The following is a 26594-nucleotide window of genomic DNA, read 5'->3' as shown; positions in this document are numbered from 1 at the left end:
GAGTGTATCCAGATTTTTGAGTCATTGCAGTGAATCCCCTCCCAAAAAGATATTGGGTGCCCTACCACACCCACCGTTTTTGGGCTACAAAAAATACCTCAACCTATCTGCTCAATGTCGGTCTATCATTTGAACAGATCACAACCTGGCCCCCTTCTGGTAAAGCCCTTTCTTCAGGATATTGAGCACGGAATCTTTTCCACCCGTGCTCCGGGACGTCCCAATCCCATTGGCATGAGCCTTGTCCGTCTGCTCTCCCGGGAAGGCAATCTGTTGCATATCGCCAATATCGACACGCTGGATGGCACACCCCTGCTCGATATCAAGCCATATTCCAGGCGTATAGACTGTGTCATCGGCACACGCGACGGATGGCAGGACGAAGTCGATGACACAACTGTAGCCATTCGTGGGCGCAGATAGCCTTCGCAAGGCACAAGCTCTTTTTCTCACAAATCTGGAGGATACAGGAAAAAATCCTGCTATTCTCCAGATTTGTCTATTATACCACCGACTTTGCAAAATCTTGCAGGGCTGCTTGTATTTATAATAACGGTTTTTATTAGTGTTTATTGGGGTAAATGTGTGCCACAAAACCTGAAATGTATCACATTGGCACAAAGTGTGCCAGTATTCTTGGAAAAAAGCGGGACAACGGGGCATTTTTAGCAGGTCATTTGTCTTTAAAAAATAATAACTCATTGATATAACAATATAAAATAAGAGATTGTCCTTTTTGTCACACTTCTTGCATAACACTTAGTACCATCCCAACCCACACTCTCTACCCCCATTTTAGGAGGCTTGTATGAGCGCTATTGACGAATTGAGAAAAGCGGTAATCGCCGGTGAAGACGATGCAGCTCAGGAGTGGGCACAAAAGTGTGTCGCCGAAGGCGTCAATCCCATGGAAGCAGTGAACGTGATGGGCGATGCCCTGCGTGAACTCGGCATTCAGTTCCAGAACATGGAAGTGTTCCTGCCCGAAGTGCTGCTCGCCACCGACGCCTTCAAGGCTGGTCTCAAGGTTTTTGAACCCGAGTTGGCCAAGGCTGTCCAGGGCGACGCCAAGAAGGAAAAGGTCAGGGTCGTCATCGCGACCGTCAAGGGCGACGTGCATGCTGTTGGCAAGGATATGGTTGCCACCATGTGGACAGTCGCCGGCTTTGAGGTGAAGAACCTCGGTGCCGACGTCGATTCCGAAGCCATCATCAAGGCCGCCGAGGACTTCGGTGCCAAGATTATCGGTCTGTCCGCCCTTATGTCCACCACTATCCCGCATCAGAAGGAAGTTATCGACTTCCTCGAAGCCAAGGGTCTGCGCGACAAGTACAAGGTCCTCATCGGTGGCGGTTCCACCACACCTCAGTGGGCCGAACAGATTGGTGCCGACGGCTGGTCGAAAGACGCAGTTGAAGCAGTTGAAGTGGCCAATCGCGTACTGGGACTCTAAGTCATCAGCTTGCAAATCGGATAGTGACTACATTGGGAGGAAACCGATATGTTGATCGGCAATCGCAGCAAATTCATAGACTACTGGTCCCGTGCCAACACTGGCCCCATTTGCTTTGAAGACGACTTTGACAAGAAGATCTACTGGCCCAAGCTGAAGGAAATCACCAAGCGCTGGGAAATCGTCTACGATCCCAAGCATCAGGTTCCGACCGACGACGACATGCTGGATCGTCTGTGGCAGGCCGCCATTGATATGGTTGTGGAAGTTGGCGTTCTTTGCGTCGACACCCGCCGCATCATGCACTTCACCCGCAAGGAAATCGAAGACACTGTTGCCAACTGCAACGACACCTGGACAGTAGGTACCGGCAAGGATCGCGTGTCCGCCAAACATCGTGGCTTCGAAGACTACGACCACATCAACAATCCCGTCAGCGTGCTCGGCCGTATCCTCGGCCCCGTGTCCCAGGACATCTACCACGCCATCGCCCTGAGCTATGCCCAGGTTTCCGAAATGGACATGTGCCATTTCCAGGGCAACCTCACCGAAATCTACGGCCAGCCCATCGTGCCAGGCTCCCCCTGGGAAATGTTCGCCGAAATGTGGTCCGTCGCCCAGGTCAAGGACGTGTGCCGCCAGGTTTGCCGTCCCGGCCTCGCTGATGGTGGTATCCGCTGCATCGACCTCTCCGCCATCCAGTGCGTCATGGATCCCGGCTGGGGCATGGGCAAGGGCGACTTCCGCTGCTGCCTGACCCTGCCCTTCCACAAGGTGGAATTCAAGCACCTCACCCGCGCCCTGCAGTACCATGTGTACGGAGTGCCCTTCTATTCGGTCATGACCTCCTACCCCGGCGGTCTCTCCGGTGGCCCCGCCCACTCCGCAGTTACCGGTACGGCCGAATGGATCATCGAGAAGCTGTGCTTCGACGTGGCCCTGAACGGCTCCTGGTCCGCAGACGCCATGTACTTCAGCAACACCTCGAAGTACGCCCTGTGGTGCTCCAACCATCAGAACGCTGCCGTTACCAAGAACACCCACTGCGAGCCTCTGACTGGTGGTGGCTGGCAGATGACCCACGGTATCGGCCACGAAAACTTCTTCTGGGAATCCGCTGCTTCCGCAATGTCCGCCACAGTTCTCGGCAACGGCATCTCCGGCGGCACCGGCGCCCAGTCCGGCAAGCTCGACCATCAGTGCGGCTTCGGCCTCCAGTTCTCCGTCGACGTTGCCAAGGCAGTTGCCAAGGCCCGCATGACCCGCGAACAGGTCAACGAACTGGTTCTGCAGTGCCAGGCCAAGTACCAGCCCAACATCGACGCCCATATCGCTCACGACCTGGGCTGCGACTTCCGCGGCTGCTACGACCTCAGAACCGTCACCCCGCAGAAGTGGTATGTTGAGCTCGGCAACAAGGTCCGCAAGGAACTCAACGCCATGGGTCTGCCGGTCGACTACGACTAAACAACCTTTTTCGGGAGCGGGGTAGCATACGGCCCTGCTCCCGTCAGGCTGTACGCGAAGCTGAGACATCTGTCTGTCGCAAGGTTTCGTTTTTGAGCAGGGCTCGAATTCTCATGGCTCAGTGTCGATGCCGGTTTGCTATGCTGTGGACAGCGCGCTATCTAAAGACGGCCTCGTATCAAGTCAGTGGGAATTCGGGCCCTGTTTTTTGTTCCATGCCCCCAGTTGTCCAGTTCCCCGCCCTCTGGACATAACCACACAGTAAAGGAACACCCATGACCCGCAAAGAACTGCTCTTCAAATGTCTTCGCCATGAGGAAACCGAACGCAACGCATGGGTCACCATGGCCGGTGTACATGCCGGTTTCATCAAGGGATACACAGCGGACGAAGTGTATCAGGATGCCGACAAGCTTGTGGAAAGTCTGCTTGAAGTGGACAGGCTGTATCGTCCCGACGGCCTGATCCTGCTTTTCGATCTCCAGCTCGAAGCAGAAATTCTCGGTTGCACCATCAAGTGGGAGCACAACAGCCCGCCCTGCGTGCGCTCGCACCCGCTTGAAGAAAACATGACCATTCCCACCAAGAAAATCACCCGCGAAGACGGCCGCATGCCCCTTGTTATCGAGACAACCCGCCGCATCAAGGAAGCCGTTGGCGACGAGGTTGCCCTGTACGGGCTCTTCTGCGGTCCCTATACCCTGGCCTCACATCTGCGCGGCACCAACTTCTTCCGCGACATGCGCAAGCATCCCGACTATGTGCATGAACTGATGGCCTACTGTGCAGAACTGGGAACCCAGATGGCCGACATCTACATCGAAGAAGGCGTAGACGTCATTGTTCCCGTGGATCCTGTTGTCTCCCAGGTTTCTCCCAAGCACTTCAACGAATTTATTGCCGGCCCGTACAAGATCCTCTTCGATCACATTCGTGCTGCCAAGAGATTCTCGTCCTTCTTTGTCTGCGGAAACGCTACCCACCTTATCGAACCCATGTGCTTCACCGGTCCCGACTCCGTGGCCATTGACGAAAACGTGGACATCAAGGTGGCTCACGAAATCTGCGACCGTCACAATGTGGCTATCGGCGGCAACATTCCACTGACCACGGCCCTTTTGCTCGGCAACCAGCTCGACAACATGAAGGCCGGCATCGATCTTATCGATCGCATGAATACCAAGCGCAACTTCATTGTGCAGCCCGGTTGCGACATGCCCTACGCAACCCCTGTCGAAAACGTCATCGCCCTGTCCCAGGCCGTGCTGAATACGGACAAGACCCGTGAACTCGTGGCCAACTACGAAATGACGGACCTTGATGTGGATGTCGATCTGCCAGACTACGAACATCTGGAAAAGCCCTTGCTTGAGGCCTTCCTGCTGGATCCCGATGCCTGCGCTGCGTGCACCTACATGTGGGCATCCGCCTGCGATATGAAAAAGCACTTTGGTGACAAGATTGATGTGGTAGAATACAGGTACAACAATATTCCCGACATCTCCCGCACCAGAAAGATGGCCGTGGCCCAGCTGCCCAGCCTCTATCTGAACGGCAAGATGATCTATTCTTCCATCATTCCCAATCCCGAGGATCTCATCAAGCAAATCGAGGAAGTTCTATGAGCAATTCCGGCATCTCGGTTCCCCTGTACTTCATCACAGGCTTTTTGGGATCGGGCAAGACAACGCTCCTCAATCGTGTTCTGGACGAAGCCACAGCCCAGGGGAAAAAAGTTGGCGTGATCATCAACGAATGGGGTCAGGCCAGTGTTGACTCCGTTATTGTGCACGCCCGAGATGTCGAGATTGAAGAACTGAACAACGGTCAGGTATTCTGCAGCTGTCTGAGCAGTGATTTCATCAAGGTTCTGGCTCTCTATGCAAAACGGGATCTTGATGCCGTAGTGGTGGAAACCTCCGGCATGGCAAATCCCATGCCTCTGCACAAGCTGCTTCTCGACCTGCAGCAAATGACAGGCGAGCACTACAGCTACGAGGGAATGACCGCTCTGGTCGATCCGGACAGTTTCCTGGATCTTGTAGGATCCATCAATGCTGTAGACGAGCAGATCATCGCAAGTTCGCGTATCATCATCAACAAGATTGATCTCGCTACCCCGGAAGAACTCGACACGGTTCGAGAGAAGATACGCAAGCTCAATCCTTCGGCCAGGGTTCTAGAAACAACCTATGCCAAAATGGATGGCTTCTTTGATCCTGCAGAAAACCCGGCTCCCGCGAGACCGCTGTTCGGTCTGGACACCCAGGCAAAACAGCCTCTGGGACGTCCAGGCAACTTCCTGGTGAAGACAGAGAAAACACTCGCAAAAAAACAGGTTGAAGGCTTTTTCCGCGATGTACTTCCAGGTTCGTTGCGTGTGAAAGGGGTCTTTCTGGCCGAAGACGGCGTCTGGTACTACGCAGACGGTGTCAATGACCAAATCGACATCAAACCCCTTGGCTATACGGCAAAGGAAACAATCATCGTGGTTATTCCGCACCCCAGCCACGAAATGCGCGGCACAGTCCGCAAGTCCTGGCTGAAACACTGTGGTGAAGGCTTCACCTTGAGCTGATCTCCATGAGCCCCGCAGGTTCTGCTCGTGAGGGGCGGAACCTGCGGGATTTTTTTTCATGAAACAGACAACCATATTCCTGTGTAGCGAGGCACGTGTTTTTGTCTCCTTCTCGGACAATTCCGGCGCAACACCGGGAGACTACAACTTGAGCGTATTTGTTCGTACCGGCATTGAACACATTGTCTGCAACCCTGCTTTTCCTGCCAGGTCTTCAACATAGACAATGAGCTGCAGGAACGCACAGCAGCCCACAGACCTTTCTAAAAAAACGGAACCGATCTGTCCCTGTTCCATCTCAAAGTAGGCGAACCTGACCAAGCGCAGATGCACTCTGTCCCTGGATACCACAACCTTGACGGAGACATTAAAATCAGCCAGGACAGCAGACTATCCGATGCCGACTTGCCAAATGCAGAACATTTTTACCAGAAAAAGAAAGGAGGCGGCGCCTGCCATCCTGTCCGCCAGGGATCAAGGCACCGATATTGGATGAAGATCAGTGTCATTTCCGCCGGAAAAAAGCATGTATTACAGGCCGAACAGGGAGCCAACCTCATGGAATGCCTGAACGAGGCAGGACTCATGGAAGGCTCCGAATGCGGAGGACGCGGAGTCTGCGGCAAGTGTGTCGTCAGGGTCCTTTCCGGTACGTTCGCCGACATCAAGGACAGGGAGCAGTACAAGCGATTTTGCAAGGAAAATGAAGTCCTGGCCTGCAACTGCACAGTCACAGAAGATGCTGCCATAGAGATGGGCTACGGGCGCGATGACATTTCGCGCAAGGTCCGCCTGCCAGGCTTGAGCGAACATGTTGGCACCATCGAGACCTCGGTCTCCAAGGTGTACATAGAGATGACAGCCCCTACCCTGCACGATCAGCTTTCGGACATCGAGCGCATACTTGCCAAGCTCCCTGCCAAGACCAGATTCAGCCCGAGCATCCTGCACGATCTCCCTTCCAAGCTGAGAAAAGCCGATTTCAAGGTGACCTGTACGCTGTTTGAAGGGGAAGTCATTGCCATCGAGGCTGGCGACACCACCAGTGCCTGCTATGGCTGCATCATTGACATAGGCACAACAACAGTAGCCATGTATCTTGTGGATCTTCTGACTGGTTCTGTCATTGATGCCCGCGGTCTGGCCAACCCGCAGCGTGTCTACGGTGCAGATGTCTTGAGCCGCATCACAGTCGCTTCCACGTCCGAGGGGCTTGCCAAGATGCAGGATCTTGTCCGCCAGGGCATTCGAACTGTGATGCACGTCATGTGTGCGGACAACAATATTGCTGATGAAAACGTCTACCAGGCTGTTGTTGTCGGCAATACTTCCATGAGCCACTTCTTCCTGGGTGTTGATCCTGCCAACCTGGCAGTAGCACCCTTTGTTCCCTGCTACCGTCAGTCTGTAACCCTGAAGGGTGCCCAAGCGGGCCTTTCCATGAATCCCGAAGGTTATGTACATGTACTGGCCAACATTTCGGGATACGTGGGATCGGATACCATAGGTGTTGCCATGGCAACCAAGCCGTGGGAAAAGAAAGGCATAACCATAGCCGTAGACATCGGCACCAACGGCGAAATCATACTGGGCTACAAGGGTTGGGTACTTGCCTGTTCCGCTGCCGCAGGGCCGGCCTTTGAGGGTGCTCACATCGAGCAGGGCATGCGTGCTGGCGAGGGCGCCATCGAACGTGTCTCTCTGAAGGACGACAAGGTTACACTGGGCATCATCGGCGACACTGCCCCACAGGGCATCTGCGGCTCGGGCCTGATCGACGTTGTAGCAGAACTCATCACTGCAGGCCTCATCACCCGTCGCGGCAGCTTTGTTACGGAAAAGGACGAAGGCTTCAACCAGCCATTGGCTTCGCGACTGCGTACAGGTGGCAGCGGTATACGCGAATTCGTACTTGCCTACACAGGCGAGCACGGCAATACCAAGGATATTGTGCTGACCCAGAAGGACGTGCGCGAACTGCAGCTTGCCAAGGCAGCCATTGCCGCTGGCATAGAAATTCTGGTCAAGGAAGCAGGCTTTACGACCGCTGATGTGGACCGTTGCTATCTGGCCGGCGCGTTTGGCAACTATCTGGACAAGGAAAAGGCCGTTGTCCTCGGGCTTTTCCCGGGTATTCCCCAGGAAAAGATTATCGCCATTGGCAATGCTGCTGCCGAAGGTGCGGGCATGTGCCTTCTCTCCGCATCCCAGCGCAAGATGTCGGACCGCATAGCCAGTTTTGTAAAGCCTGTTGAGCTTTCCACCCATCCGGACTTTAACGACAAGTGGATCCACTGCCTGAACTTCCCAAGGATCACCAAGGGATAAAGTATTGTATCAATTACCTCTCCACCCGGGAGTACCTATGGCAACACTGCTAATATCCTGTGAAATCTTTCGCCCTGAACTGGAACTCCTGGCTGGAGAGGGTATTGAGCTTCCCGAAACCGTCTTTCTGGAAGCCCAGTTGCACAACATCCCGGAAAAACTGCGTAACAGTGTTCAGGATGTCATTGACGACTTTGAAGACACCCACTCTGAAGCAAGTACCATTTTTCTGAGTTATGGCCTGTGTGGGCGTGGAATGTGCGGCGTGCACTCAAGACGCGCAACCCTTGTTGTTCCGCGCATACACGACTGTATCTCGATGCTCCTCGGCCAGGAACACAACAAGGAACACGCCGTAACTCGCGAAGGTGCAATTTACTGGTCCTCGCCAGGATACCTTGAAAGCTTTCAGATCAATCTGCATCTGCACTATGATATTCGTCTGGCACAATTTGAAGAAAAATTTGGCAAGGCCAAGGCTCTGCGCATGATGAAGGCCGAACAGGCCATTTACAGAAACTACCATTGCCTAGGCTACATCTCATGGCCGGAAATGAAAGGTCGCTATGAAGAAACTGCCCGCGAGGTTGCAGAGACTGTCGGAATACCCTATACGGAATATGCTGGCAATTCTTCATTTTTACGTGAGATGATCGCTGGAGGACATAATAGGCAACGTTTCCTGCATATCGAACCCGGCTATACAATGGATATGGATATGGATGGGACAATCATTGCTGTTCCTCTTGCAGATTTGAATATTCAATAAATAAGAATATTTATTAATACTACTCGTATAAATATAAAAATATGCAAACATATTGACCTGTAGCTTTAAAAAATAGTAGATTTTCCTTGATGCCATATCAAACATAAAAAACAATAACTTTTACCAACAACTTCTAAGACTATTGGAACTATATCTGGCTACTTGGGGAAATATTCTATGAAAAATGTGACAATTCCGGAATTTGCAAAGGATTGTGCCTACAGGACCAGAGAACGGCTTGATACGCTTGCCAAACTTCCCGGCAGCCTTGGCAAGCTTGAAGAGCTGTCCATTCGTCTTGCCGGCATTACGGCTAGAGAATGCCCTTCCTTTCCAAACAAGGGACTTGTCCTTTTTGCTGCGGATCACGACATAGTCCTCAAGGGAGCAAGCGCCTCCAGTCAGGAAATGACAGAACTGCAGGTGCGCAATTTTTGCCGTGGTGGAGGGGCCATCAATGCATTCTGCCGCACAGCCAATGCCTGCTTCACCATTGTGGATGTGGGCATGAAGCGCGATGTGGATATCCCTGGCCTTGTCCAGCGCAAGGTGGTCCATGGCGCAAGGGATTTCAGCACAGATCCTGCCATGACCAGGGACGAAGCTCTCTCATGCCTGCAAGTCGGTATTGATATGGCGAGAGAACAGGCAGCCAGAGGCATCAATCTTCTTGCTCCCGGAGAAATGGGCATAGGCAACACATCGCCTTCGGCAGCCATCATCTCCGTTCTTGCCGACATGCCTCTTGAAAGCGTCACTGGTATGGGCGCCTATATGTCCTCGGATCGTCTCAAAAAAAAGACAGAACTTATTCGCCACGGCATTGAGGTCAATCAGCCGGATCCATCGGATCCTCTGGATGTGCTTGCCAAGGTCGGCGGACCGGAGATCGCAGCCATGGCAGGGTTCATGCTTGGAGGTGTATCCCTGCGCATCCCCGTTGTGCTGGACGGGCTTATTGCCACTGCAGCAGCACTCGTTGCCGAAAAGCTGTTCCCAGGCACAGCCAGCATGCTCACTGGTTCGCATGTATCCGCAGTGCCGGGCCACGCGGCCCTCATGGAGCGGCTTGGCATCCCCACCTACCTGGATCTCGGCATGCGCCTTGGAGAGGGCACCGGCGCTGTCCTGCTCTTTCCCGTCATTGACACAGCAGTTCGCATACTCACCGAAATGCCCACCCTGGATAGTCTGGATTTCTCATGACAAATCTGCGCACAGCTCTCTGCTTCTTTACCCGTCTCCCCCTGGGGCAACCGGATCAGGTCACATCCTTTGCAGGCGTAGTTGCCTGGTTTCCGGCAGTAGGCCTTGTGATTGGGATTCTGATCGGCCTTGTGGTCTGGGCCACAGCCCTTGCACTGCCGCCAATTGTATGCGGCGCCCTGGGCTGTCTTGCCTGGATAGCCATCACCGGTGGCCTGCATATGGATGGCGTTGCCGACTGCGGCGACGGCATGCTTGTCGAGGCGCCCAGGGAAAAGAGACTTGTCATCATGAAGGACTCCCGCCTGGGAACATTCGGCGCCCTGGCCCTCTTTTCCGTTGTCCTGCTCAAATTCGCCACTCTGAGTACACTGGCTGACACAGTCCAGCCCACAGCATACTCTTGCGCGAATCTTGCCGGAATATGCGCCATGGCAGCCATACTGGGAAGATGTTCCACCTTTCTTGCCATGCGCCTTCCTTCTGCAAGGCCTGGGGGAATGGGCAGCACTACCGTGGCTGGCGTCAATTCCCGCCACGCGTTCTGGGCTGGTGCGAGCGCTCTGGCCATATGCGCCATCAACGGACTTGCAGGCGTGGCGGCCCTGGTAGTGGCACTGGGTGTGGCGGCCATTTTTCTGTCTGCAGCCAAAAAACGCCTGGGCGGCGTCACAGGCGACGTCTACGGCTGCCTTATCGAGCTCACAGAGTGCGCGGTTCTGACTGTCGCCTGCATCTGACATCCCCTGCGTCCCCAAGGAAAATGCCATGCCACAATACGCCATCCCCCACATAAGGCTTGGATCCACCTCCTTTCTGGAACCTGTGGACTATGTCCCCGGCTTCCGCCACGCAGCCGGGCTGTGCGAGGATGTCTCGCTGCTCGTCATGACGGTTGGCGATCACTGCCAATACCTCATATCAGAAGAGGATGTGAGGGAAATCGCCCGTATTGCCGACGGCGAGGGCATCAGCGTCAACATACATCTGCCCTACGAACACAGCTTTGAAACCGAAGACGAAGCACGCCGCATGCTGGAGGATGTGACGAAAGTCGCGGAACGCACTGCTCCCCTTTCCCCGCACACTTTTGTACTCCATGTCTGCTTTCCCTCCCTGGACAACGTGCTCCTGGGGCCCAATCCCCAAAAACTGGGGGTCACCCTGGAGCAGCGGGAGCTGACAGCTCGAGCTCTCGACAAAATTGCGGCCATGTTCCCCGGACCGGAATACCTTGCGGTAGAAAATCTGGAAAGTCTTCCCCCCGATTTCTGGGATGTCTGGGTGCAGGACAGCGACTTTTCCCGCTGTATGGATGTTGGCCATCTTTGGAAGGATGGCTGGGACCCGCAGGATTTTCTCCCTTCCTGGCTTGCGAAGACGCGCCTTATCCATCTGCATGGCATGGAGGCCCGCCCCAAGGCCACTGTGTCCGGGGAAATCCTTGCCCGAACGCTGCCCGAGACACCACTCCGCACGCAGTTGCGCAGCCTGTTTGGTCCTGCACCACGCGATCACAAGTCTCTGCACAACATGCCCCCGTCCTGCATAGACAGTGTCATGCACACCCTGTGGGACGCGGGCTGGCAGGGCGTTCTCAATATCGAGGTCTTTCATACCGAAGACTTTGTACGATCACACGAGACAATACTGCGTTCCTACGACCGCTATCTTGCCAGGAGCAATGCGCATGCCTGATCTCACTCTCTACCTCGGCGGCACTCGCAGCGGCAAAAGCGTACACGCAGAACGGGATGCCCTGCAAGCAAGGGGCCCTGTTCTCTATGTTGCGACTGCGCAGCGCCGCCTGGAGGATCCGGCCATGATGGAGCGCATCCGCGCCCATCAAAAAAGACGCCCGGAGCACTGGCACACCCTGGAATGCCCGCTCGGGCTTGCAGAGCACATCGCGACATTTCTGCGCAGTCCACAGATGCCCTCAAGTCCGCACCAGCCCACAGTACTTATCGACTGCGTAACCATGTGGGTAACCAATATTCTCTGCAGCCTGCCGGATCCGGAAGATGCCGTGCTTCTGGAAAAGACCTGCCGCAAGGAGCTCCAGGACCTGCTTGAGCTTATGGATACCATATCCTGCCACTGGATAGCCGTTTCCGGAGAAACAGGTCTGGGGGGCATCCAGGCCACTGCCATGGCGCGAAGCTTTTGCGATGGCCTTGGGCTTGTCAATCAGATGCTGGCTGCTCGGGCCAGAGAAGCCTGGTTCTGCATAGCAGGCAAGAAGTTGCTGCTGAGCGACTGATACCCAAATTTGCATGTCCTACCTTGCATATCCACCACAACAAGACACCGGCACTGCGGATCCACTTTGCAACTCTTGGAGGAAAGACGTATGAGCACTTCTGTCATAACAATAGAAAACGTTCCTGTCGTTCTGGATATGCCAGCCGTAGCCAAGAAGCTGGGCATCAAGCCAGGACAGGAAAAATTCGAAAGAAAACTGGAAAAGCTGGCAGCCATTGTTGTCGAAAAGGCCAGGCCCAGGGGCGTAGCCAAGGTCTGTTCCCTGAAGGAAATCGATGCAGAGCATGTGGAAGTCGACGGTGTCACCATGACCAGCACCCTGCTCCCGGAAAAAATGGCAGGCCTTGGCAGAGTCTTTACCTTCCTTGCCACTGAAGGCGTCGAGCTTCTGGAATGGGCCGAAACGCTGGAATCCAATCTGGATCTTGTCTTTGCGGGACGTCTGCGCGAAGCCGTGTGCAAGCAGTACCAGGCCCTGCTGGAAAAGAAGATCTGCGAACAGTTCGACATCCCCATTATATCCTGCGTGCAGCCTGGTTCGTTGCCTGTCTGGCCCATCGAGGAGCAGCGCCAGCTGTTCAAGGTCATGGGCTCCCTGGCCTCGGACGCGGGTATCACTCTGTTGCCCTCGTGTCTCATGCGTCCGGCCTATTCCGTCTCCGGCATCTACTTCCAGACCGAGAAGAAGTACTACAACTGCATGCTCTGCCCCCGTGAAGGCTGCCCAAATCGCAAGGCCAAATCCACTGTCATCTAACCCCGGACAAAACAGTCCATTGTACAAGGGCAGTCTTTTGGGATGGACTACTGCCCTTTTTTGCCGGTTCCGGGGATGGGACACTCTTTTCCCCGGAACTGGCACAGCTTTTCTGGCCTGCTCAAGGCCCTGCTCTTGGCGGCGTACATATTCGGGAGTTGTCATGGGCATTCAGGAAATGGACTACGATACAATCACCAACGCCTGTCTTGCCATGCTGGCAAGGCCCAAGCTCACGGCATTGATCGTTCTGGATGAGCTGATGGGCGCGGCAGGTGTTCCCATGCACGATCCTGTCCATCACTACATCATGGCAGCAACGCTTTTGACCCTGGCAGCGCACAAGAGCGGCATGGCCAGAGAGGAGCTTGCCGGGTGTCTCTCTACAGCTGAAGACCGTGCCCGCAAGGTGCTCCCCGGTTTCTGCGGCTGGTGGGGCTGCTGTGGAGCTGGCGTAGGCTGCGGCATCTTTGCCTGTGTCTGGCTTCACAACAATCCCAAGAGAGAGCAGGGCTGGGACACGGCCAATGCTCTCACAGCCAGATGTCTTGCCAAAATCTCCTCTGTCGGAGGCCCCCGCTGCTGCAAGAGGACAAGTTATCTGGCGCTCATGGCAGCCCTGGATGCCCTGCCGGAACTGCTCGGTCTGGATCTGGGCCCCGTGCCGGACATCCAATGCTCCTGGTACAACTTCAACAGCGAATGCCGCAGGGAGCGCTGTCCCTTCTATGCTGGCCCCATGCCCGCAAATGCAGTTCCCTGAGACGTACCACACCTTGGCACCCTCCAGGAACCTTTCTTCGGCAATCACCGGGAGACGATCATGAACACAGTACAAACCTTCGACGCAGGCACGCTGTTTCCGGGAATACCTGCCGGCATTGCCATCAGGGGCTGGTCGGAAAGTTCTCCCTATACGCCGCAGAAAAACCCGCACTACATGTTTCCTTCCTGGCTGGAAGATATTGTTGCCTGGCTGGCCTACGGACAGGATTCTCTCTATCTTTTCGGTCCTACAGGTTGCGGCAAGACTTCGTGCGTGAAGCAGGTCATGCACGCGCTGAACTACCCGGTCTACGAACTCACGGGGCACAGCAGACTGGAATTTCCGGACATGGTCGGCCATCACACAGTCCACGAGGGATCCATGCACTACGAGTATGGTCCGCTGCCCCTGGCCATGAAGGAGGGAGGTCTCTTTCTTCTGAACGAAATCGATCTGCTGGATCCGAGCACAGCCGCAGGTCTCAACTCCATTCTGGACGGCTATCCGCTCACCATAGCCGAAAACGGCGGCGAACTCATTGTGCCGCACCCCATGTTCCGCTTTGTGGCTACTGCCAACAGCAATGGCGGAAGCGATCACACTGGCCTCTACCAGGGAGTGCTGCGGCAAAACATGGCCTTCATGGATCGCTTTACCCTGGTAGAATGCGGCTACATGGAGGAAGAGGAGGAAGTACAGCTGCTCGCAAGCCATGCCCCGGAGAGTATCGACAACAGTACCCTGCGGCAGATGATACGCTTTGCCAATGCGGTCCGGCGTCTGTTCATGGGCTATGACGCTGAGGACATGGACGCAGCCATCGAAGTGACCTTCAGCACAAGAACGCTTATCCGCTGGGTCTGCCTGACTGAACAGTACCAGCACATGGGCAGGGAAGACGCAATATCACGGGCGCTGGATCGGGCCATAACCTTCCGTGCCTCGCATGCAACGCGCATGGCGCTGCGCGAACTGTTTCAGCGCATTTTTGGCTAAGGGAGACTGCCATGTACCAGGAGATGGAAAGCCGCACTCTGGAAATGCTGGCCGTTGCCATGTCCGAGGAATATGGTGTCACTGTCATCTGCAACGGCCAGATGGCGGAAACAACCTTTGAGCAGGACAGCGGCAGGGCAGTGATCACCATTCCGTCCATCCCCATCCAGGACAGGTACTACCGCGCCCTGCTGCGTGGCTACGTGGATCACGAGGTTGGGCATGTCCGCTTTTCGGACAGGGTACTGTTCACGGACGGCCCTCTTCGCTATCCCCAGTACGCAGGCTCCCTCAAGAATGTCACAGGCATTTTTGAGGACATCGTGATAGAACGGGACATGGGGGAAAGCTTTCCGGGCTGCCGCCGCAATCTGCGCACCTTCAGCACCCTTCTCTACCTTGAGCACTCTTCGCCCATCCTTCCTCCCCCACTGGAGCCTGTTGATGCCAGGGCTGCGCTGGAAAGACTTGCCAGAGGGGAGCTGGCCCCCAGAGAAATCCCGTATCTCGTCTGGACTGCCTTCACCCAGTACCTGCTCTTTCGCGCACGGGCAGACGTTTTGCCCAGATTCGAAAAACGTTTGCAGATTTTCCGCGAACCCGTCGAGCGCTTTGCTCCCGGGCTTGCAGACCTTGTCGAACCCTGCCTCAGACAGGTTGCCACTGCAAAGGGAACGCAAGCCACCATGGAGCTGGCGCTGCAGGTCATAGAGATTGCCCTGCGCTATTTCGAGGACCTTGCCTCACAAGAGAGCTGGTTTACCCAGCAGATGCTGAACGTTCTGCGCTGGATCCTGCGCAATGGCGGCTCTGCCAAGGACACAGTAGACATAGCCAGAGCCGCGGAACTGATGGTCGGCGAGGTCGCACGCACCATTGATCCCGCGCTGGTGGACAACCAGATTACCCTGCACAATGGAGTAGGCAGTGAGGTCTGGGAAAATCGCATTGCTGAATTGAGCAGGGAGGAGCAGCTGGAAACCCTCAAGGCGTCGGCCAGGATGGATGCCCAGATGCAGGCTCTTTTGCAGAGCTTCGAGCTCAACCGTTCAGGCCCCATGCGTACGGGTCGCCTGAATACCAATACCCTGCACAAACTCTTCATCTGCCGCGACGATGTCTTCTTCCGCAGAGTGGAGCGCAGAAAGGTCAATACGGAAATTGTACTGTGCATCGACATGAGTGGCAGCATGCGCTTTGCCAACAAGGCACTGCTGGCCTCCAAGGCCTTGTTTTCCCTGGCCAGCTGTCTGGGCAAGATACGCGGTCTCAACTTCAGCATCATTGGTTTTTTCGACAATCAGGTCGTTGATATCCTGCGCCATGGAGACCGGGTCAGCGGACGCATGCGTATTCTGCCGGATGGGGGAACCCTCTGCGGCTGCGCCCTGAAGTACGCCATGCAGACATTTTCTGCCTCCATGGAAATGCGCAAGATTGTCATCATGATCACCGATGGGGATGCCAACGACGGCGACGACTTTGAAAAGGCCATCGCCCGGGCCCGCAGGGCGGGCGTGGAATTTCTTGGCGTCGGCATACAGGATGAACATATCCTGCAGTACCTGCCCGAAGACGAATGCTGCATCATCAGCGAGGTCCACGAGCTTGCGGCAGAAATTTTGCGCATGCTGCGCAGAAAGCTCGGGGTGGAGCGCTAGTTTGCGCCTTCCTCCCAGAGCCTTGAGCGCAGCTTCATATAGCGCTCCATGTGGTGGGCATGGCTGCCAAGCAGGCTGCGCCAGCGTATCCAGAATGCGTGCATGGCCCTGCCCCTGTCCTCGGAATCATCCATGGCCGCAAGGCCCTCCTCCAGTTCCAAAAGCTGCTGCTCCATGACAAAGACAGAGCGCAGCACAGACAGATCCTCGGCCTCCCCGTCCCGCGCGGCCAGCCACTGCCTGAACTGCTCCTCGCCTTGCGGGTCAAGGGCCGGGGCCTTGTGCACCGCGTCGTGGTGGCTCTGATCCGCCTTCATCTTCTGCATGCCGGGTATGTCCGACAGATTTTCGCTGTGCGCAAGGGCATCGAGCATGTTCTGGATATCGATCATTTCCATGGCGATTCTCCCTGGTTCTCGCAGTTGTCTGCCTCGGTCAGCGCCAGAAAATGCGCAATGACCCGCAACATTGACAGAAACTAACCAATTCTTTCTATATATTTTTTATAGAATGGCAAAATATCATGCAATTGTCAACAGCAAAAATACACTATATTGTCCATTTTCAGGACTTAATAGAATTTATTCAAGAGTATTAACACAAAGAAACAAGAGAATATTTTGTCATTTTTTCAAGTACAAAAGAAAAAAAAAATACTGTCAGGAATGCCGTCTTGCGCAAGACAGGGAAGGACACGGCACGCAGTACCTTCTCCAGAGCCTCTGTCATGCAAAGACAGGACATATACTACTGAATATATGTCATCTGCCATAAAAAGGCAATTTTTTGCCATAATACTTCTTGCCTTGCCTGTATCCCTTGCGTATCTTTTTTAAGAAAAAGAATGAGTCTGGTCTCATGTATCCCCCTGATGTTCAGGTCTCGGCATACGGGATGGATGGTATGCATGGTATTGTGTACATGCCGACCGCAGGACAAGGGGACGTATGAGACAGTTCCTGTACATATACCCTGTCACCAGGATGGCTCGCCGACAGATTCTTCGCACACGGGCAGGTTTCCCCTGGGGAAGCGTGTCCACATGTATCCTTTCCGGCCGGCCACAGGCCGACCACAGCACTGTGAGGTTTGTCATGTCCAAGACACTGGTCGTCTACTTTTCCGCTACCGGACAGACTGAGGAACTGGCCAAGACCATAGCCCGGGCCACTTCCGGCAATCTCTGCGCCATTCATCCCGCCCAGCCCTACACCAAGGAAGATCTCAACTGGCAGGACCCCGAAAGCCGCTCGACCCTGGAAATGAAGAATCCCGAGACACGTCCTGCCCTGTCCAAGCCCACTCCCTGCCTGGACTGTATCAGGGACTACGACATCATTTTTATCGGCTGTCCTGTCTGGTGGGGAACCGCACCGCGCGTGGTCCTCACCTTCCTGGAAAGCGCAGACTTCTCCGGAAAGAAGATGATTTCCTTTGCCACTTCCGCCAAGACCGAAGCCGCCGGCGTTGACAATGCCGTCAAGAAGGCCTGCCCCAAGGCCAACTGGATAGGCGAATGCAAGCGCCTGGCCCCCACGGCCTCCATTGAAGAAGTCAGGGAATGGATAGCCAGCCTCGGACTCTAGCTGACACCATCTTCGTACTCCCTTCGGGATAGCTCCCGGTTTCCCAAAAGACACTGCCTCCGCCTGTTCCTCAGGCGGAGGTTTTTTCCTTTTTCGAGGCCTGGCACGCTCAGCGCCAGCATTTCATGTAGCGCTCGAGCAGCGCGGGAATGAGGTTCAGCACGTTGACCACACACCCCACAAGAATAATGCCGGCCAGGACATTGGTGTAGTTGGCATAGTCCGCAAAGTTCTTGATGAAATAGCCAAGCCCGCTTGTGGCTCCCATCATTTCCGCCAGAATGAGCAGCATGAAGGAGGTGGACAGCGTGACCCTCAGCCCGGCCACAACCCCTGGCAACATCCAGGGAATCAGGACCTGAAAGATCATTTCCGCGCTGGAAAGCGACAGCATGCGAGCGTTGTCGAGAATTTCCCTGTCCATGGCCAGCACGCGGTTCACTGTCTGCAAAAAGGCCGGCCAGAAAATCCCCAGCACGATGACCATGGCCGCTGCGGAGCGAAAGGTGGGCATAATGGCAATGATATACGGCGCGTAGATGATGGCTGGCACAGGCGCCATTACCCGGGCGACAGGGACAGTCACTCCCCGAAAACGCCTGTTCCATCCGGCCAGGGCCCCCAGCACAAGGCTCAGGGGCAAGGCAATGGCAAAGCCTGCGCCAAGAAGCTGCAGGGAGGAGCCCATTCCCCGCAGCATGAGTTTCCATTGGCTGCGAAAGACATCAAAGACGGCTTCCGGGGGCGGACAGAGAATGGGGTGGCCGGCACGCAGTGTTGTGGCGATCAGCTCCCAGACAAGAAGCGCGAAAAAAAGCAGACAGCCTACGTCCGCAACGGACTGCCGATCTCCCCTGCCGCGCAGGCGCAGGCAAACGATCAGTTCCAGAAGAATTGTCACGCCCAGAAACATGCCCGGGTGCCTTGATGTCAGCATGGCACCCCCTGGACTGGCCGCGGTAAGACCGCTCACGGCAACCCGCACACCCTGGAGGGCCTGGAGATTGGAGCAGATCGTCAGGACTATCAGCAGGACAAACAGCATGTGGACAGCAATATGGCGTTTCATCTCATTCTTCCCCGCTTTGTATCCCCTGGCCCGAAGCCTGATCACGCAGGGAAAGCAGCTGGTCCGCGGATATGCCCAGGGGACTGTGCTCCCTGTTGAAGAGCGCAATAAAATGCCTGCGCAGCTCGCAAAAGGCTGTTGTGGTGAGCAGCGAGCGTGAGCGCGGCTGGGGATAGGGCACTGCCATGGCCGGCATGTTTCTTGTGCCGTCCAGAAAAAGAATGCTGTCCGACAAGAGCAGCGCCTCGTCGATGTCGTGGGTCACAAAGATCACGGTCTTGTGGCTTGCGAGCCACAGCTCGCCCAGCAAATCCTGCAAAAGACAGCGGTTCTTGTAGTCCAGGGCAGAAAAGGGTTCATCCATGAGCAGCACCTGCGTTTCCATTGCCAGGGCCCTGGCAATGGAAACGCGCTGGCGCATGCCTCCGGAAAGCTGTACCGGCCACTTGTTCATGTCTTGGGAAAGCCCTACCCGATCGAGCATGGACGAGGCAAGGCTTCGGCACTCCTTTCTGGACATGCCCGGATGCGTCTTGGATGCTGCAAAAGCCACATTTCCGAGGGCCGTGAGCCAGGGAAACAGGCCTCCCTGCTGAAAGACTATGGCCCTGTCCCTGCCCGGAGCAAGCACTTCCCTGCCTGCGCAAACTACGCTGCCTGCGCAAGGCCGCAGCAATCCTGCCAGCAGCCGCAAGAGCGTGGTCTTTCCTCCGCCGGACGGCCCCAAGATGGAGAAGAAGGACCCGTCCGGCACACAAAAGTCGAGATCGCAAAGCAGGGGGCTTGCTCCCCCGTAGGCAAAGCTGACATGCCTGACCTCAACGCACCCCATTGATTCCTCCTCTATCCTCAACCTGGGAAAGGGCCGGATCCCTCGTGGATCCGACCCCTGTTTGCCAATATGCAAGGCAACAGCCTGCAGCCCTGGGCTGCCCATGCCAGCTACTGGATGCGCTCTGTTATGAGTGTTGCACCAATAGTCGGCCGCGCGAAATTCCGAAGAGGTACGCCCTACTCCCCGAATTCGGCCTTCATCCGCTGCAAATTCCTGTCGTTGGGCCAGCGCTCAAGGGCACGGTCCAGGGCATCGCGATAGACGGAGGTATCAATGGCCTCCTCCATCCCGAAGGGCGTGTTCGCATCGATATCGCCATTGTCCTTCATGACCTGGTAGAATTCCAGGACCTTCTCCCTGCCCGGATCCATGGTGATCCGCATGAGGCTGTCGTAGACAAAGTAGCGCACGTACTCCTCGCTCTGTCCGGAAAACTCTGCCAGAGTCTTCACGGTCAGTTCGGGATTGTCGTACATGGTCTTCATGGCCCGCAAATTTGCCAGCTGGAAGCGGACATAGGGCTCGCGATCCCTTTCCAGGGCCTCCGTGGCACAGGTCTGCCTGCAGCAGGGGAAATTGGGCACATACTGGGCAATGGCAAAGGGAACGGCAAGGCCCTGGATTTTTGCGTTGAGCTCAAAGCCCGTGTTGGTGATGCCTGCGTCGGCCTGCTTCTTGTGCACGGCCTCAAGCACGGACTGGAAATAGGGCAGTTCCACAAAGCGCACTTCGGAAAGCGGGATGCCAGCCTTGCGCAGCTCGCGCTTCAGAAACATGTGCCCTGTCTCTGCGCGCACAACGGCTATGGTCTTGCCCCTGAAGGCCTCCAGGGTGGAAAATTCCCTGGCCCGCTGCGGGAGCGTCACGCAGGCGCTGCCCTCGGAGATGGTGCCGCCAAAAATGGTGAGCTTCGCGCCCTGGGCAACAAAGCTGCACGTGGGGATGACGCCATAGGGCAGGATGTCCATCTTGCCCAGGGTCAGGGCTACCATGGCGTCGTTGAAACCGGAAAACTGCGCAAGGGTGACGTTCAGGCCCTCGTCGCGGTAGTAGCCAAGCTTCCAGGCCAGCAGCACCATGGACGGTTTCAGGTTTGTACCCATCTGCCCCACGCGCAGATTCCAGGTTTTCTCCTGCGCAGGATCGCCTGCGGAGGCTGCCCCGGGCGTGCCCGGGGCAAGGCACGAGAGACCTGCGACAAGCAAGGCGGCACAAACAGCGAAAAAGAGGTACTTTTTTGATTTCATTGGCATTCTGGCGCACAAGGCTCCGCAGCCAGGCACGCCCCTCCCGTATACCCCCCGAAGGGGTCCGCTTCCTAATGACCTCCTATCTGACAGCAGGCGCCGGAAAACCATTCGCGCTCCACTATGGTCCCCAACATGGCAGCCGCGTCCGCACAATACAGAGCGCAACGTTCCTCACGCTCCGGGCTTCCGTCTGCCAAACCTTCCACAAGAGCACAGCAGATGGCACTGCCATGCTTTTTGACAAAGACATCGTGCAGTTCCCCTGCCAGTTTCTGGCAGCGATCGACTTTCGCATCTCCAGGCTTGTCCCGTCCGAACAGCATGCCCAGCACAAGGACACCACCGGCAAGGGCACCGCAGAGACTTCTGGAATTCTCCATGCCCACGCCAAAGCCGGAAGCCATGGCTACCAGGGGGCGCAGCTGCTTCTGGTCCGTAACATCTATAAAGGAGCGCACCACAGCCTCGGCACAGCGAAATCTGCCGGACTTGTACATTTTCTCCGCTCTGCCATGCAAAACTGTGGCAAAGTGATCCGGGATCGCGACATTCTCTTCGCGTAGCACAAGCTTGTTATCCTCTATGTACAGCATACTTCCTCCTTCACGCTGCCGGCACAGCCCCACCTTTTGCAACGCCATGGGCCGCTCCGGTTACGAGGGACAAGCCTTTCGCATCCAGAGCGGCCTGCGGGTGAGGAGTTCTCCCGACTACGTGGCATGTTTCTCTGTGCAATGCATCTATTTGATAAGTTCCACCTTGAGATTGTTTTTGGCAAAGCGTTCGAGGGCTGCGGAAAGCTCTTCCGGCTTGTAGGGCACCATGGTGGGAGCGGGCAGCTTGAGTGCCCCGTACTTGCTCAGCCCAAACGTGTGACAGGGCAGCACATCAACCTCGTATTTGCCGTGGGCATGCAGAAATTCCGCCATGGCAGCAATGTTCTTCTCCGTATCGTTGATGCCCGGCATAAGCGGAATTCTGATGTGCACATCCTTTTTTGAATTCAGGGCCGTTGCCAGATTCTCCAGAATAATCTTGTTGTCACGTCCGGTCAGACGCTTGTGTTCCTCGGGATCCATGTGCTTGCAGTCAAAGAGGAACATATCCACTCTGGGCAACACCTTGGCAAACATTTCATGCGAACAGACACCACAGGTATCAAGGCAGATATGGTAGCCGCGCCTGATGGAGGCATCCAGAAGTTCCAGCAAAAAATCCCCGGCTGCGGTTGGCTCGCCTCCGCCAAAGGTCACGCCACCGTCGGAATTGTTGTAGAACAGACTGTCGGAATCAACCACCTTCATGACTTCTTCCACAGTCATGTACTCGCCGGACATTTCGCGCGCCTTGGAAGGACACACCTTGGCGCATTCGCCACAGTTGGTACACTTTGCAAGATCCCTGTTGTACTTGCCGTCTTCATCCTGCTCGACAGCGCCGTTGGGACAGATCGCGGCACAGGCGCCACACGCGACACACAGATTGGTGAACACCATGAGCTGGGGCTTGAAGCTCTGGGATTCGGGATTGCTGCACCAGGGGCAGTGCAGGGGACAGCCCTTGAGAAAAACAGTGGTGCGCAGACCCGGGCCGTCCTTGGTGGACATGCGCTGAATATTGTAGACGATTCCTTTCATGGGTGCTCCTTTTCCATCTTCGTGTGCCGGCTGCAGGTGCTGACCGGTCTTTTTAGGGTATCATGCAATTTGCGTACCTGTTTTGAGAGCGCCTTCTGCAACCGCAGAATGTCATCCTGAGGCAGCCAGAGGCAAATGGCTGGCGCCTTTTGGAAGTACTCTTCCCCTTCTCCCAAAAAACTCAGGCAAACATGTGCATCATGCCCTGTAATCCTGCCTTGTACTTTCCGGTATGCGACAAGGACAAAAACAGCCCCAAAAACAGCGCATCATCCACCCTCGCCTGTTCCCTTCCATCAGGCAAAATGCACGGGACAAACGGGGACCCATTTGTGAAAAAGTATCCTATCTGTGCTGCCAAACAAAAACTTTGCTCGTTATTTTCGCTGGTTGGTCAGAGAACGTCGCACAGAAAAGACAGAAATATTGTCACCAAATCAACACATTTTGTCTGATTTGACACATTTTGTCTCCCCAAAAACAGCTCAGAGACAAGCAAAAACTCTGGAAAATTCCCATTTTTCGTAAATAATAGTTATTTTCAATTGGTTATTAAACTGTTCCCGGATTGGCAAGCTTCTTGCAACTTACCAGACAAGACAAGCTGCCATACGTCCACAATGGCAAATTCGCAGCATAGCATCCGACCCTATATTATACATATGGAGACCAATATGGCTTACGCAATCAACTGGGAAACCCTGGACGAACGCATCAACACCCAGAAGCAGGCCCTTCTAGATACCGATCAGAAGATGGATCCGGAGCGTCTGAAGTTCCTTGCCGAAACCTACGACGAGTGCAAGGGCGAAAGCGTATTCATCACCCGCGCCCGCCTCTTCGAGAAGGTCCTGACCAACAAGAAGATTTACCTTGACGGCAATCCCATTGTCGGCAGCCTGGCAGGCGGCATGGCCATGATCTATGCCTACCCCGAATGGCAGTGCAACTGGATCAAGGACGACCTGGATTCCGAAAAGCTCGCTCTGTCCTCTCTCGGTGAAGTCCGCTTCTCCGACGAGACCAAGGCCATTCTGAAGCAGGTCTACAAGACCTGGAAGGGCAAGACTACCTACGATCGCGCCAACAAGCTCTACAAGGAACTGTATGGCGGCAATGCCGAACTGCTCGTAAAGTGCGGCTGGATCTACCCTGTGAACGACAACTCTACGGGTTCCGGCGTTGCCAACTATCCTACGGTCCTCAACAAGGGTCTGCGCGGCATTCTGGAGGAAGTTGACGCTGCCTACAAGGCCCTGCCCAAGCACGCCACCAACTGGACCAAGATAGAATTCTACCGTGCCTGCAAGATTGCTCTGAATGCGGTCATCACCTACGCCCACCGTTACGCCGATCTGGCCGAAGAAACGGCCGCCAAGGAAACGGATCCCAAGATGAAGGCCGAGCTTCTGGAAATCGCCGAAGTCTGCCGCCGTGTTCCCGAGTATCCTGCCCGCAACTTCCGTGAAGCCGTGCAGTCCTTCTGGTTCACCCACTGCTGCATCGAAATCGAGCAGTGTGGCTGCGGTCACTCTCTTGGTCGCTACGGCCAGTACATGTATCCCTTCTACAAGAAGGACATTGACGAAGGCACCCTGACCAAGGAACAGGTCCTCTCCCTGCTGAAGTGCCAGTGGGTGAAGCATCTTGAAATCGCGGTCTACCAGGGCGATGCCTACGCCAAGGCCTTCTCCGGCCACACCGGCCAGACCATCTCCCTTGGTGGCTACACTGCCGATGGTGACGACGCTTCCAACGATCTGGAAATGCTGCTGATGGATACCCAGATCGCCATGCACAACATCCAGCCCACCCTGGCCCTCTTCTACACTCCGAAGATGAAGCCCGAATACCTCGAAAAGGCTGTGGACGTTGTGCGCGGCGGCTCCGGTCAGCCCCAGTTCATGAACATGGACGCAGCAGTGGCCCGCTCCCTGGTTCGCTTCGCCTCTCGTGGCATCACCCTGGACGAAGCCCGCACCAAGCCCGTCATCTTCGGCTGCGTGGGCACAGGCATGCAGGGTTGCGGCTCCTACGTGACCTTCGAAGGTCAGCCAAATCTGGCCAAGCTTGTGGAATTCACCATGTACAATGGCTACGATCCGCATACCCGCAAGCAGGTCTTCCCCGAAGTGAAGCCTGTCGAAGAATGCGATACCTTTGAGGAAGTCTACCAGGCCCTGCTGCAGCACATGGATCACGCCTATGACGCCCAGCGCAAGATAAGCGATCTCGGCAACAGTACCCGCGAACAGATTGTTCCCAACATCTTCCGCTCCTGCCTGCTTGACGGCTGCATCGAATCCGGCCTGTGCGAGGAAGCCGGCGGTCCCAAGTACTCCCAGTCCCTGTGCATCACTGCTACCGGTATTGACGCTGTCAACTCCCTCTACGCCATCAAGTACCTCATCTACGACACCAAGAAGCTGACCTGGGATATGCTCAAGGAAGCCCTGGCCGCCAACTTCGAGGGCCACGAAGACATCGAAAAGATGTGCTACGAGGCACCCAAGCACGGCAACGACATCGAGGATGTTGACCAGCTGACCCGCCGCTTCTTCCGTGACGTCGAGCGCACCTATCGCTCTCACGGCCCGGACTACTTCGGCTACGAAGCACACATGGATCCCTTCTCCCTGTCCTACCACAACTACTTCGCACCCATGACAGGTGCGCTGCCCAACGGCCGCAGAAAGGGCGTTGCCCTGACCGACGCCAGCGTGTCTGCAATGCCCGGCACAGATACCCATGGCAGCACGGCTCTCATCAAGTCCGCTGCCCAGGCCATTGATACAGTCCGGAACAACTGCAACCACATGAACATGAAGTTCCTGCCCGAGGCTCTCGAAGGCCCCAAGGGAACGCGCATGCTGCTCAATCTTGTCAAGACCTACTTCGACCTTGGGGGCGGCCATATCCAGTTCAACTGCGTTTCTTCCGAAACCCTCAAGGATGCCCAGGTCAAGCCGCAGAACTACAAGGATCTGGTTGTGCGCGTGGCTGGCTTCTCCTCCTACTTCACCCGTCTGTACAAGGGTGTGCAGGACGAAATCATCAAGCGTACCGAATACAATTAAACCCTGCTCTTTCTGAGTAGCATTCTTTCCTTCTGGCAACGATTGCGGGTTTTTTCCCTGAAATTTCCCGCAATCGTTCGTTCGTAACTTCAAACCTCAGGTGGAAAACTCCACCAGGAGATATCTATGCTCAAGATCGGTATAGAACCTGAAATCGTCGAGAGATTCAAGGCTCTCTTCGAGGAAGAAGACAATGATGAGGCTCTCTTTCGTATAAAGGAAGTCAAGGTAGGAGGTGGATGAAAAAGCCATCTCGAGCTTCGTGTAAGCTTGGATGAAGCAGAAGATCCCGATGAAGAAGTCTACATCAAGGTAGAAGGACTGCCCTTTGTGGTCTCCAATGATGTTATAGATTCCTACGGCGAAACTTTCGAAATTTATACTGACAAAGAGCATAACATTCCTGGCGTTCGAGCATTAAACTGATTCCCAAGCCAGTAACATAAATTTGTCGCTGGCCGGGGATCATGAACATCCAACCATTCTTCAAGGAGCACTCATGGTTTCCATCAAGATTGTTGATCCCGCCATTGTGGAAAAGTTCAGGCAGATCCTGGCCAGCGAAAACGATGAAGACGCAGTCTTCCGTATCAAGGAAACAAAGGTAGGCGGTGGCTGCAAAAGCCACATGGAACTTCTGGTAGGCATTGACGAAGTCGAGGACGAAGATCAGCAGCTGCAGGTTGACGGTCTGCCCTTCGTCATTTCAGAGGACGTCATTGACTCCTACGGTTCCTCCTATGAAATCTACACAGACACGGACAAGGGAATGCCCGCAGTTCGTGCTCTGGGCTAATCTGGCTGCTCCGGTCTGCCGGGGAAACCCGGCAGACCCTTTTTCTGTCATGGGCCATGTGAAAAGTGGCAGTCGTCTCTCCCGGCTGTCCTATCAGG

Annotated in this window: 26 protein-coding genes; 19 read left to right on the top strand and 7 right to left on the bottom strand. The window is 55.3% G+C overall.

Annotated elements, in window-relative coordinates:
- Nucleotides 1–129: 129 nt before the first annotated feature.
- The 15 genes from B5F76_RS06515 to B5F76_RS06445 all read left to right on the top strand — a co-directional run bounded on the left by B5F76_RS06515 (nt 130) and on the right by B5F76_RS06445 (nt 16246).
- A complete protein-coding gene (locus tag B5F76_RS06515; protein ID WP_239406981.1) occupies nt 130–423 on the top strand; it encodes a TrmO family methyltransferase domain-containing protein in 294 nt (97 codons plus the stop codon).
- Nucleotides 424–826: 403 nt separating this feature from the next.
- A complete protein-coding gene (locus tag B5F76_RS06510) occupies nt 827–1453 on the top strand; it encodes a cobalamin B12-binding domain-containing protein (RefSeq protein ID WP_239406980.1) in 627 nt (208 codons plus the stop codon).
- Between the two features lie 48 nt (nt 1454–1501).
- Nucleotides 1502–2920, top strand: a complete 1419-nt coding sequence (locus B5F76_RS06505; protein WP_087352511.1) for a monomethylamine:corrinoid methyltransferase — start codon at nt 1502–1504, stop codon at nt 2918–2920.
- A gap of 275 nt (nt 2921–3195) precedes the next feature.
- A complete protein-coding gene (locus tag B5F76_RS06500; RefSeq protein WP_087352510.1) occupies nt 3196–4545 on the top strand; it encodes a uroporphyrinogen decarboxylase family protein in 1350 nt (449 codons plus the stop codon).
- On the top strand, nt 4542–5498 hold the full coding sequence (locus B5F76_RS06495; protein WP_087352509.1) for a CobW family GTP-binding protein: 957 nt from the start codon (nt 4542–4544) through the stop codon (nt 5496–5498). Before B5F76_RS06500 ends, B5F76_RS06495 begins: the two co-directional genes overlap by 4 nt.
- 492 nt (nt 5499–5990) lie before the next feature.
- Nucleotides 5991–7826 carry an ASKHA domain-containing protein gene (locus tag B5F76_RS06490; protein WP_087352508.1) on the top strand — a complete coding sequence of 612 codons (1836 nt, stop codon included), beginning with the start codon at nt 5991–5993 and terminating at the stop codon, nt 7824–7826.
- A 37-nt stretch (nt 7827–7863) separates the two neighbouring features.
- Nucleotides 7864–8595 (top strand): DUF1638 domain-containing protein, encoded by a 732-nt coding sequence (locus tag B5F76_RS06485; RefSeq protein ID WP_087352507.1) that lies wholly within the window; start codon nt 7864–7866, stop codon nt 8593–8595.
- Nucleotides 8596–8772: 177 nt separating this feature from the next.
- Nucleotides 8773–9801 carry a nicotinate-nucleotide--dimethylbenzimidazole phosphoribosyltransferase gene (cobT, locus tag B5F76_RS06480; protein ID WP_087352506.1) on the top strand — a complete coding sequence of 343 codons (1029 nt, stop codon included), beginning with the start codon at nt 8773–8775 and terminating at the stop codon, nt 9799–9801.
- Nucleotides 9798–10541: an adenosylcobinamide-GDP ribazoletransferase gene (gene cobS / locus B5F76_RS06475; protein WP_087352504.1), complete on the top strand. Its 744-nt coding sequence runs from the start codon at nt 9798–9800 to the stop codon at nt 10539–10541. Before cobT ends, cobS begins: the two co-directional genes overlap by 4 nt.
- Before the next feature lie 28 nt (nt 10542–10569).
- On the top strand, nt 10570–11499 hold the full coding sequence (gene cbiR / locus B5F76_RS06470) for a cobamide remodeling phosphodiesterase CbiR (RefSeq protein ID WP_087352502.1): 930 nt from the start codon (nt 10570–10572) through the stop codon (nt 11497–11499).
- Nucleotides 11492–12064, top strand: a complete 573-nt coding sequence (locus B5F76_RS06465) for a bifunctional adenosylcobinamide kinase/adenosylcobinamide-phosphate guanylyltransferase (protein WP_239406979.1) — start codon at nt 11492–11494, stop codon at nt 12062–12064. Before cbiR ends, B5F76_RS06465 begins: the two co-directional genes overlap by 8 nt.
- Nucleotides 12065–12154: 90 nt before the next feature.
- Nucleotides 12155–12823: a vitamin B12 dependent-methionine synthase activation domain-containing protein gene (locus tag B5F76_RS06460; RefSeq protein WP_087352498.1), complete on the top strand. Its 669-nt coding sequence runs from the start codon at nt 12155–12157 to the stop codon at nt 12821–12823.
- 163 nt (nt 12824–12986) lie between these two features.
- Nucleotides 12987–13586, top strand: a complete 600-nt coding sequence (locus tag B5F76_RS06455) for a DUF5714 domain-containing protein (RefSeq protein ID WP_087352496.1) — start codon at nt 12987–12989, stop codon at nt 13584–13586.
- A gap of 60 nt (nt 13587–13646) precedes the next feature.
- Nucleotides 13647–14585: an AAA family ATPase gene (locus B5F76_RS06450; protein ID WP_087352494.1), complete on the top strand. Its 939-nt coding sequence runs from the start codon at nt 13647–13649 to the stop codon at nt 14583–14585.
- A gap of 11 nt (nt 14586–14596) precedes the next feature.
- Nucleotides 14597–16246: a vWA domain-containing protein gene (locus B5F76_RS06445; protein WP_087352492.1), complete on the top strand. Its 1650-nt coding sequence runs from the start codon at nt 14597–14599 to the stop codon at nt 16244–16246.
- On the opposite strand, the gene B5F76_RS06440 is transcribed toward B5F76_RS06445, so the two are convergent.
- Nucleotides 16243–16644, bottom strand: coding sequence for a hypothetical protein (locus B5F76_RS06440; RefSeq protein WP_087352490.1), 402 nt, complete (start codon nt 16642–16644; stop codon nt 16243–16245). The two genes, B5F76_RS06445 and B5F76_RS06440, sit on opposite strands and share 4 nt — an antisense overlap.
- Nucleotides 16645–17340: 696 nt before the next feature.
- Here B5F76_RS06440 and B5F76_RS06435 point away from each other — a divergent pair.
- Nucleotides 17341–17832 carry a flavodoxin gene (locus B5F76_RS06435; RefSeq protein WP_162608728.1) on the top strand — a complete coding sequence of 164 codons (492 nt, stop codon included), beginning with the start codon at nt 17341–17343 and terminating at the stop codon, nt 17830–17832.
- 109 nt (nt 17833–17941) lie between these two features.
- Here the strand turns inward: B5F76_RS06435 and B5F76_RS06430 are convergent, their stop codons facing one another.
- The 5 genes from B5F76_RS06430 to B5F76_RS06410 form a co-directional block, all read right to left on the bottom strand.
- Nucleotides 17942–18901, bottom strand: coding sequence for an ABC transporter permease (locus B5F76_RS06430; protein WP_087352486.1), 960 nt, complete (start codon nt 18899–18901; stop codon nt 17942–17944).
- Nucleotide 18902: 1 nt separating this feature from the next.
- Nucleotides 18903–19733 (bottom strand): ABC transporter ATP-binding protein, encoded by an 831-nt coding sequence (locus B5F76_RS06425; RefSeq protein WP_087352484.1) that lies wholly within the window; start codon nt 19731–19733, stop codon nt 18903–18905.
- A gap of 179 nt (nt 19734–19912) precedes the next feature.
- Entirely contained in the window at nt 19913–20941 is a 1029-nt protein-coding gene (locus tag B5F76_RS06420; RefSeq protein WP_162608727.1) for an ABC transporter substrate-binding protein, read from the bottom strand.
- Between the two features lie 113 nt (nt 20942–21054).
- Nucleotides 21055–21579, bottom strand: a complete 525-nt coding sequence (locus B5F76_RS06415; protein WP_162608726.1) for a C-GCAxxG-C-C family protein — start codon at nt 21577–21579, stop codon at nt 21055–21057.
- Nucleotides 21580–21726: 147 nt separating this feature from the next.
- Nucleotides 21727–22623, bottom strand: a complete 897-nt coding sequence (locus B5F76_RS06410; RefSeq protein ID WP_087352478.1) for a glycyl-radical enzyme activating protein — start codon at nt 22621–22623, stop codon at nt 21727–21729.
- Nucleotides 22624–23297: 674 nt separating this feature from the next.
- Here B5F76_RS06410 and B5F76_RS06405 point away from each other — a divergent pair.
- On the top strand, nt 23298–25700 hold the full coding sequence (locus tag B5F76_RS06405; protein ID WP_087352476.1) for a glycyl radical protein: 2403 nt from the start codon (nt 23298–23300) through the stop codon (nt 25698–25700).
- Nucleotides 25701–25796: 96 nt separating this feature from the next.
- Here the strand turns inward: B5F76_RS06405 and B5F76_RS15335 are convergent, their stop codons facing one another.
- The gene (locus tag B5F76_RS15335) at nt 25797–25952 is read right to left on the bottom strand and encodes a hypothetical protein (protein WP_239406978.1); all 156 of its coding nucleotides are present in this window, start codon (nt 25950–25952) and stop codon (nt 25797–25799) included.
- Between the two features lie 18 nt (nt 25953–25970).
- Between B5F76_RS15335 and B5F76_RS15330 the strand changes: the two genes are divergently transcribed.
- A complete protein-coding gene (locus B5F76_RS15330) occupies nt 25971–26126 on the top strand; it encodes a hypothetical protein (protein WP_239406977.1) in 156 nt (51 codons plus the stop codon).
- A gap of 73 nt (nt 26127–26199) precedes the next feature.
- Nucleotides 26200–26496: an ErpA-related iron-sulfur cluster insertion protein gene (locus B5F76_RS06400; protein WP_087352474.1), complete on the top strand. Its 297-nt coding sequence runs from the start codon at nt 26200–26202 to the stop codon at nt 26494–26496.
- The last annotated feature ends 98 nt before the right edge of the window (nt 26497–26594 follow it).

Origin of the sequence: Desulfovibrio sp. An276, from assembly GCF_002159665.1 — a bacterium.
GTDB classification, from domain to species: Bacteria; Desulfobacterota; Desulfovibrionia; order Desulfovibrionales; family Desulfovibrionaceae; genus Desulfovibrio; species Desulfovibrio faecigallinarum.
Note: the sequence above shows the minus strand (reverse complement) of the source record. Positions and strands in the feature narration are given on the sequence as shown.

Bases quoted from the DNA above. Each gene is read 5' to 3' on its own strand.
- B5F76_RS06440 (WP_087352490.1), bottom strand. From the start codon at position 16,644: ATGGAAATGATCGATATCCAGAACATGCTCGATGCCCTTGCGCACAGC.
- B5F76_RS06485 (WP_087352507.1), top strand. From the start codon at position 7,864: ATGGCAACACTGCTAATATCCTGTGAAATCTTTCGCCCTGAACTGGAA.
- cbiR (WP_087352502.1), top strand. From the start codon at position 10,570: ATGCCACAATACGCCATCCCCCACATAAGGCTTGGATCCACCTCCTTT.
- B5F76_RS06430 (WP_087352486.1), bottom strand. From the start codon at position 18,901: ATGAAACGCCATATTGCTGTCCACATGCTGTTTGTCCTGCTGATAGTC.
- B5F76_RS15335 (WP_239406978.1), bottom strand. From the start codon at position 25,952: ATGGCTTTTTCATCCACCTCCTACCTTGACTTCCTTTATACGAAAGAG.
- B5F76_RS06445 (WP_087352492.1), top strand. From the start codon at position 14,597: ATGTACCAGGAGATGGAAAGCCGCACTCTGGAAATGCTGGCCGTTGCC.
- B5F76_RS06405 (WP_087352476.1), top strand. From the start codon at position 23,298: ATGGCTTACGCAATCAACTGGGAAACCCTGGACGAACGCATCAACACC.
- B5F76_RS06410 (WP_087352478.1), bottom strand. From the start codon at position 22,623: ATGAAAGGAATCGTCTACAATATTCAGCGCATGTCCACCAAGGACGGC.
- B5F76_RS06490 (WP_087352508.1), top strand. From the start codon at position 5,991: ATGAAGATCAGTGTCATTTCCGCCGGAAAAAAGCATGTATTACAGGCC.
- cobT (WP_087352506.1), top strand. From the start codon at position 8,773: ATGAAAAATGTGACAATTCCGGAATTTGCAAAGGATTGTGCCTACAGG.
- B5F76_RS06455 (WP_087352496.1), top strand. From the start codon at position 12,987: ATGGGCATTCAGGAAATGGACTACGATACAATCACCAACGCCTGTCTT.
- B5F76_RS06400 (WP_087352474.1), top strand. From the start codon at position 26,200: ATGGTTTCCATCAAGATTGTTGATCCCGCCATTGTGGAAAAGTTCAGG.
- B5F76_RS06450 (WP_087352494.1), top strand. From the start codon at position 13,647: ATGAACACAGTACAAACCTTCGACGCAGGCACGCTGTTTCCGGGAATA.
- B5F76_RS06415 (WP_162608726.1), bottom strand. From the start codon at position 21,579: ATGCTGTACATAGAGGATAACAAGCTTGTGCTACGCGAAGAGAATGTC.
- B5F76_RS06435 (WP_162608728.1), top strand. From the start codon at position 17,341: ATGTCCAAGACACTGGTCGTCTACTTTTCCGCTACCGGACAGACTGAG.
- B5F76_RS06425 (WP_087352484.1), bottom strand. From the start codon at position 19,733: ATGGGGTGCGTTGAGGTCAGGCATGTCAGCTTTGCCTACGGGGGAGCA.
- cobS (WP_087352504.1), top strand. From the start codon at position 9,798: ATGACAAATCTGCGCACAGCTCTCTGCTTCTTTACCCGTCTCCCCCTG.
- B5F76_RS06495 (WP_087352509.1), top strand. From the start codon at position 4,542: ATGAGCAATTCCGGCATCTCGGTTCCCCTGTACTTCATCACAGGCTTT.
- B5F76_RS06500 (WP_087352510.1), top strand. From the start codon at position 3,196: ATGACCCGCAAAGAACTGCTCTTCAAATGTCTTCGCCATGAGGAAACC.
- B5F76_RS06460 (WP_087352498.1), top strand. From the start codon at position 12,155: ATGAGCACTTCTGTCATAACAATAGAAAACGTTCCTGTCGTTCTGGAT.
- B5F76_RS06505 (WP_087352511.1), top strand. From the start codon at position 1,502: ATGTTGATCGGCAATCGCAGCAAATTCATAGACTACTGGTCCCGTGCC.
- B5F76_RS06465 (WP_239406979.1), top strand. From the start codon at position 11,492: ATGCCTGATCTCACTCTCTACCTCGGCGGCACTCGCAGCGGCAAAAGC.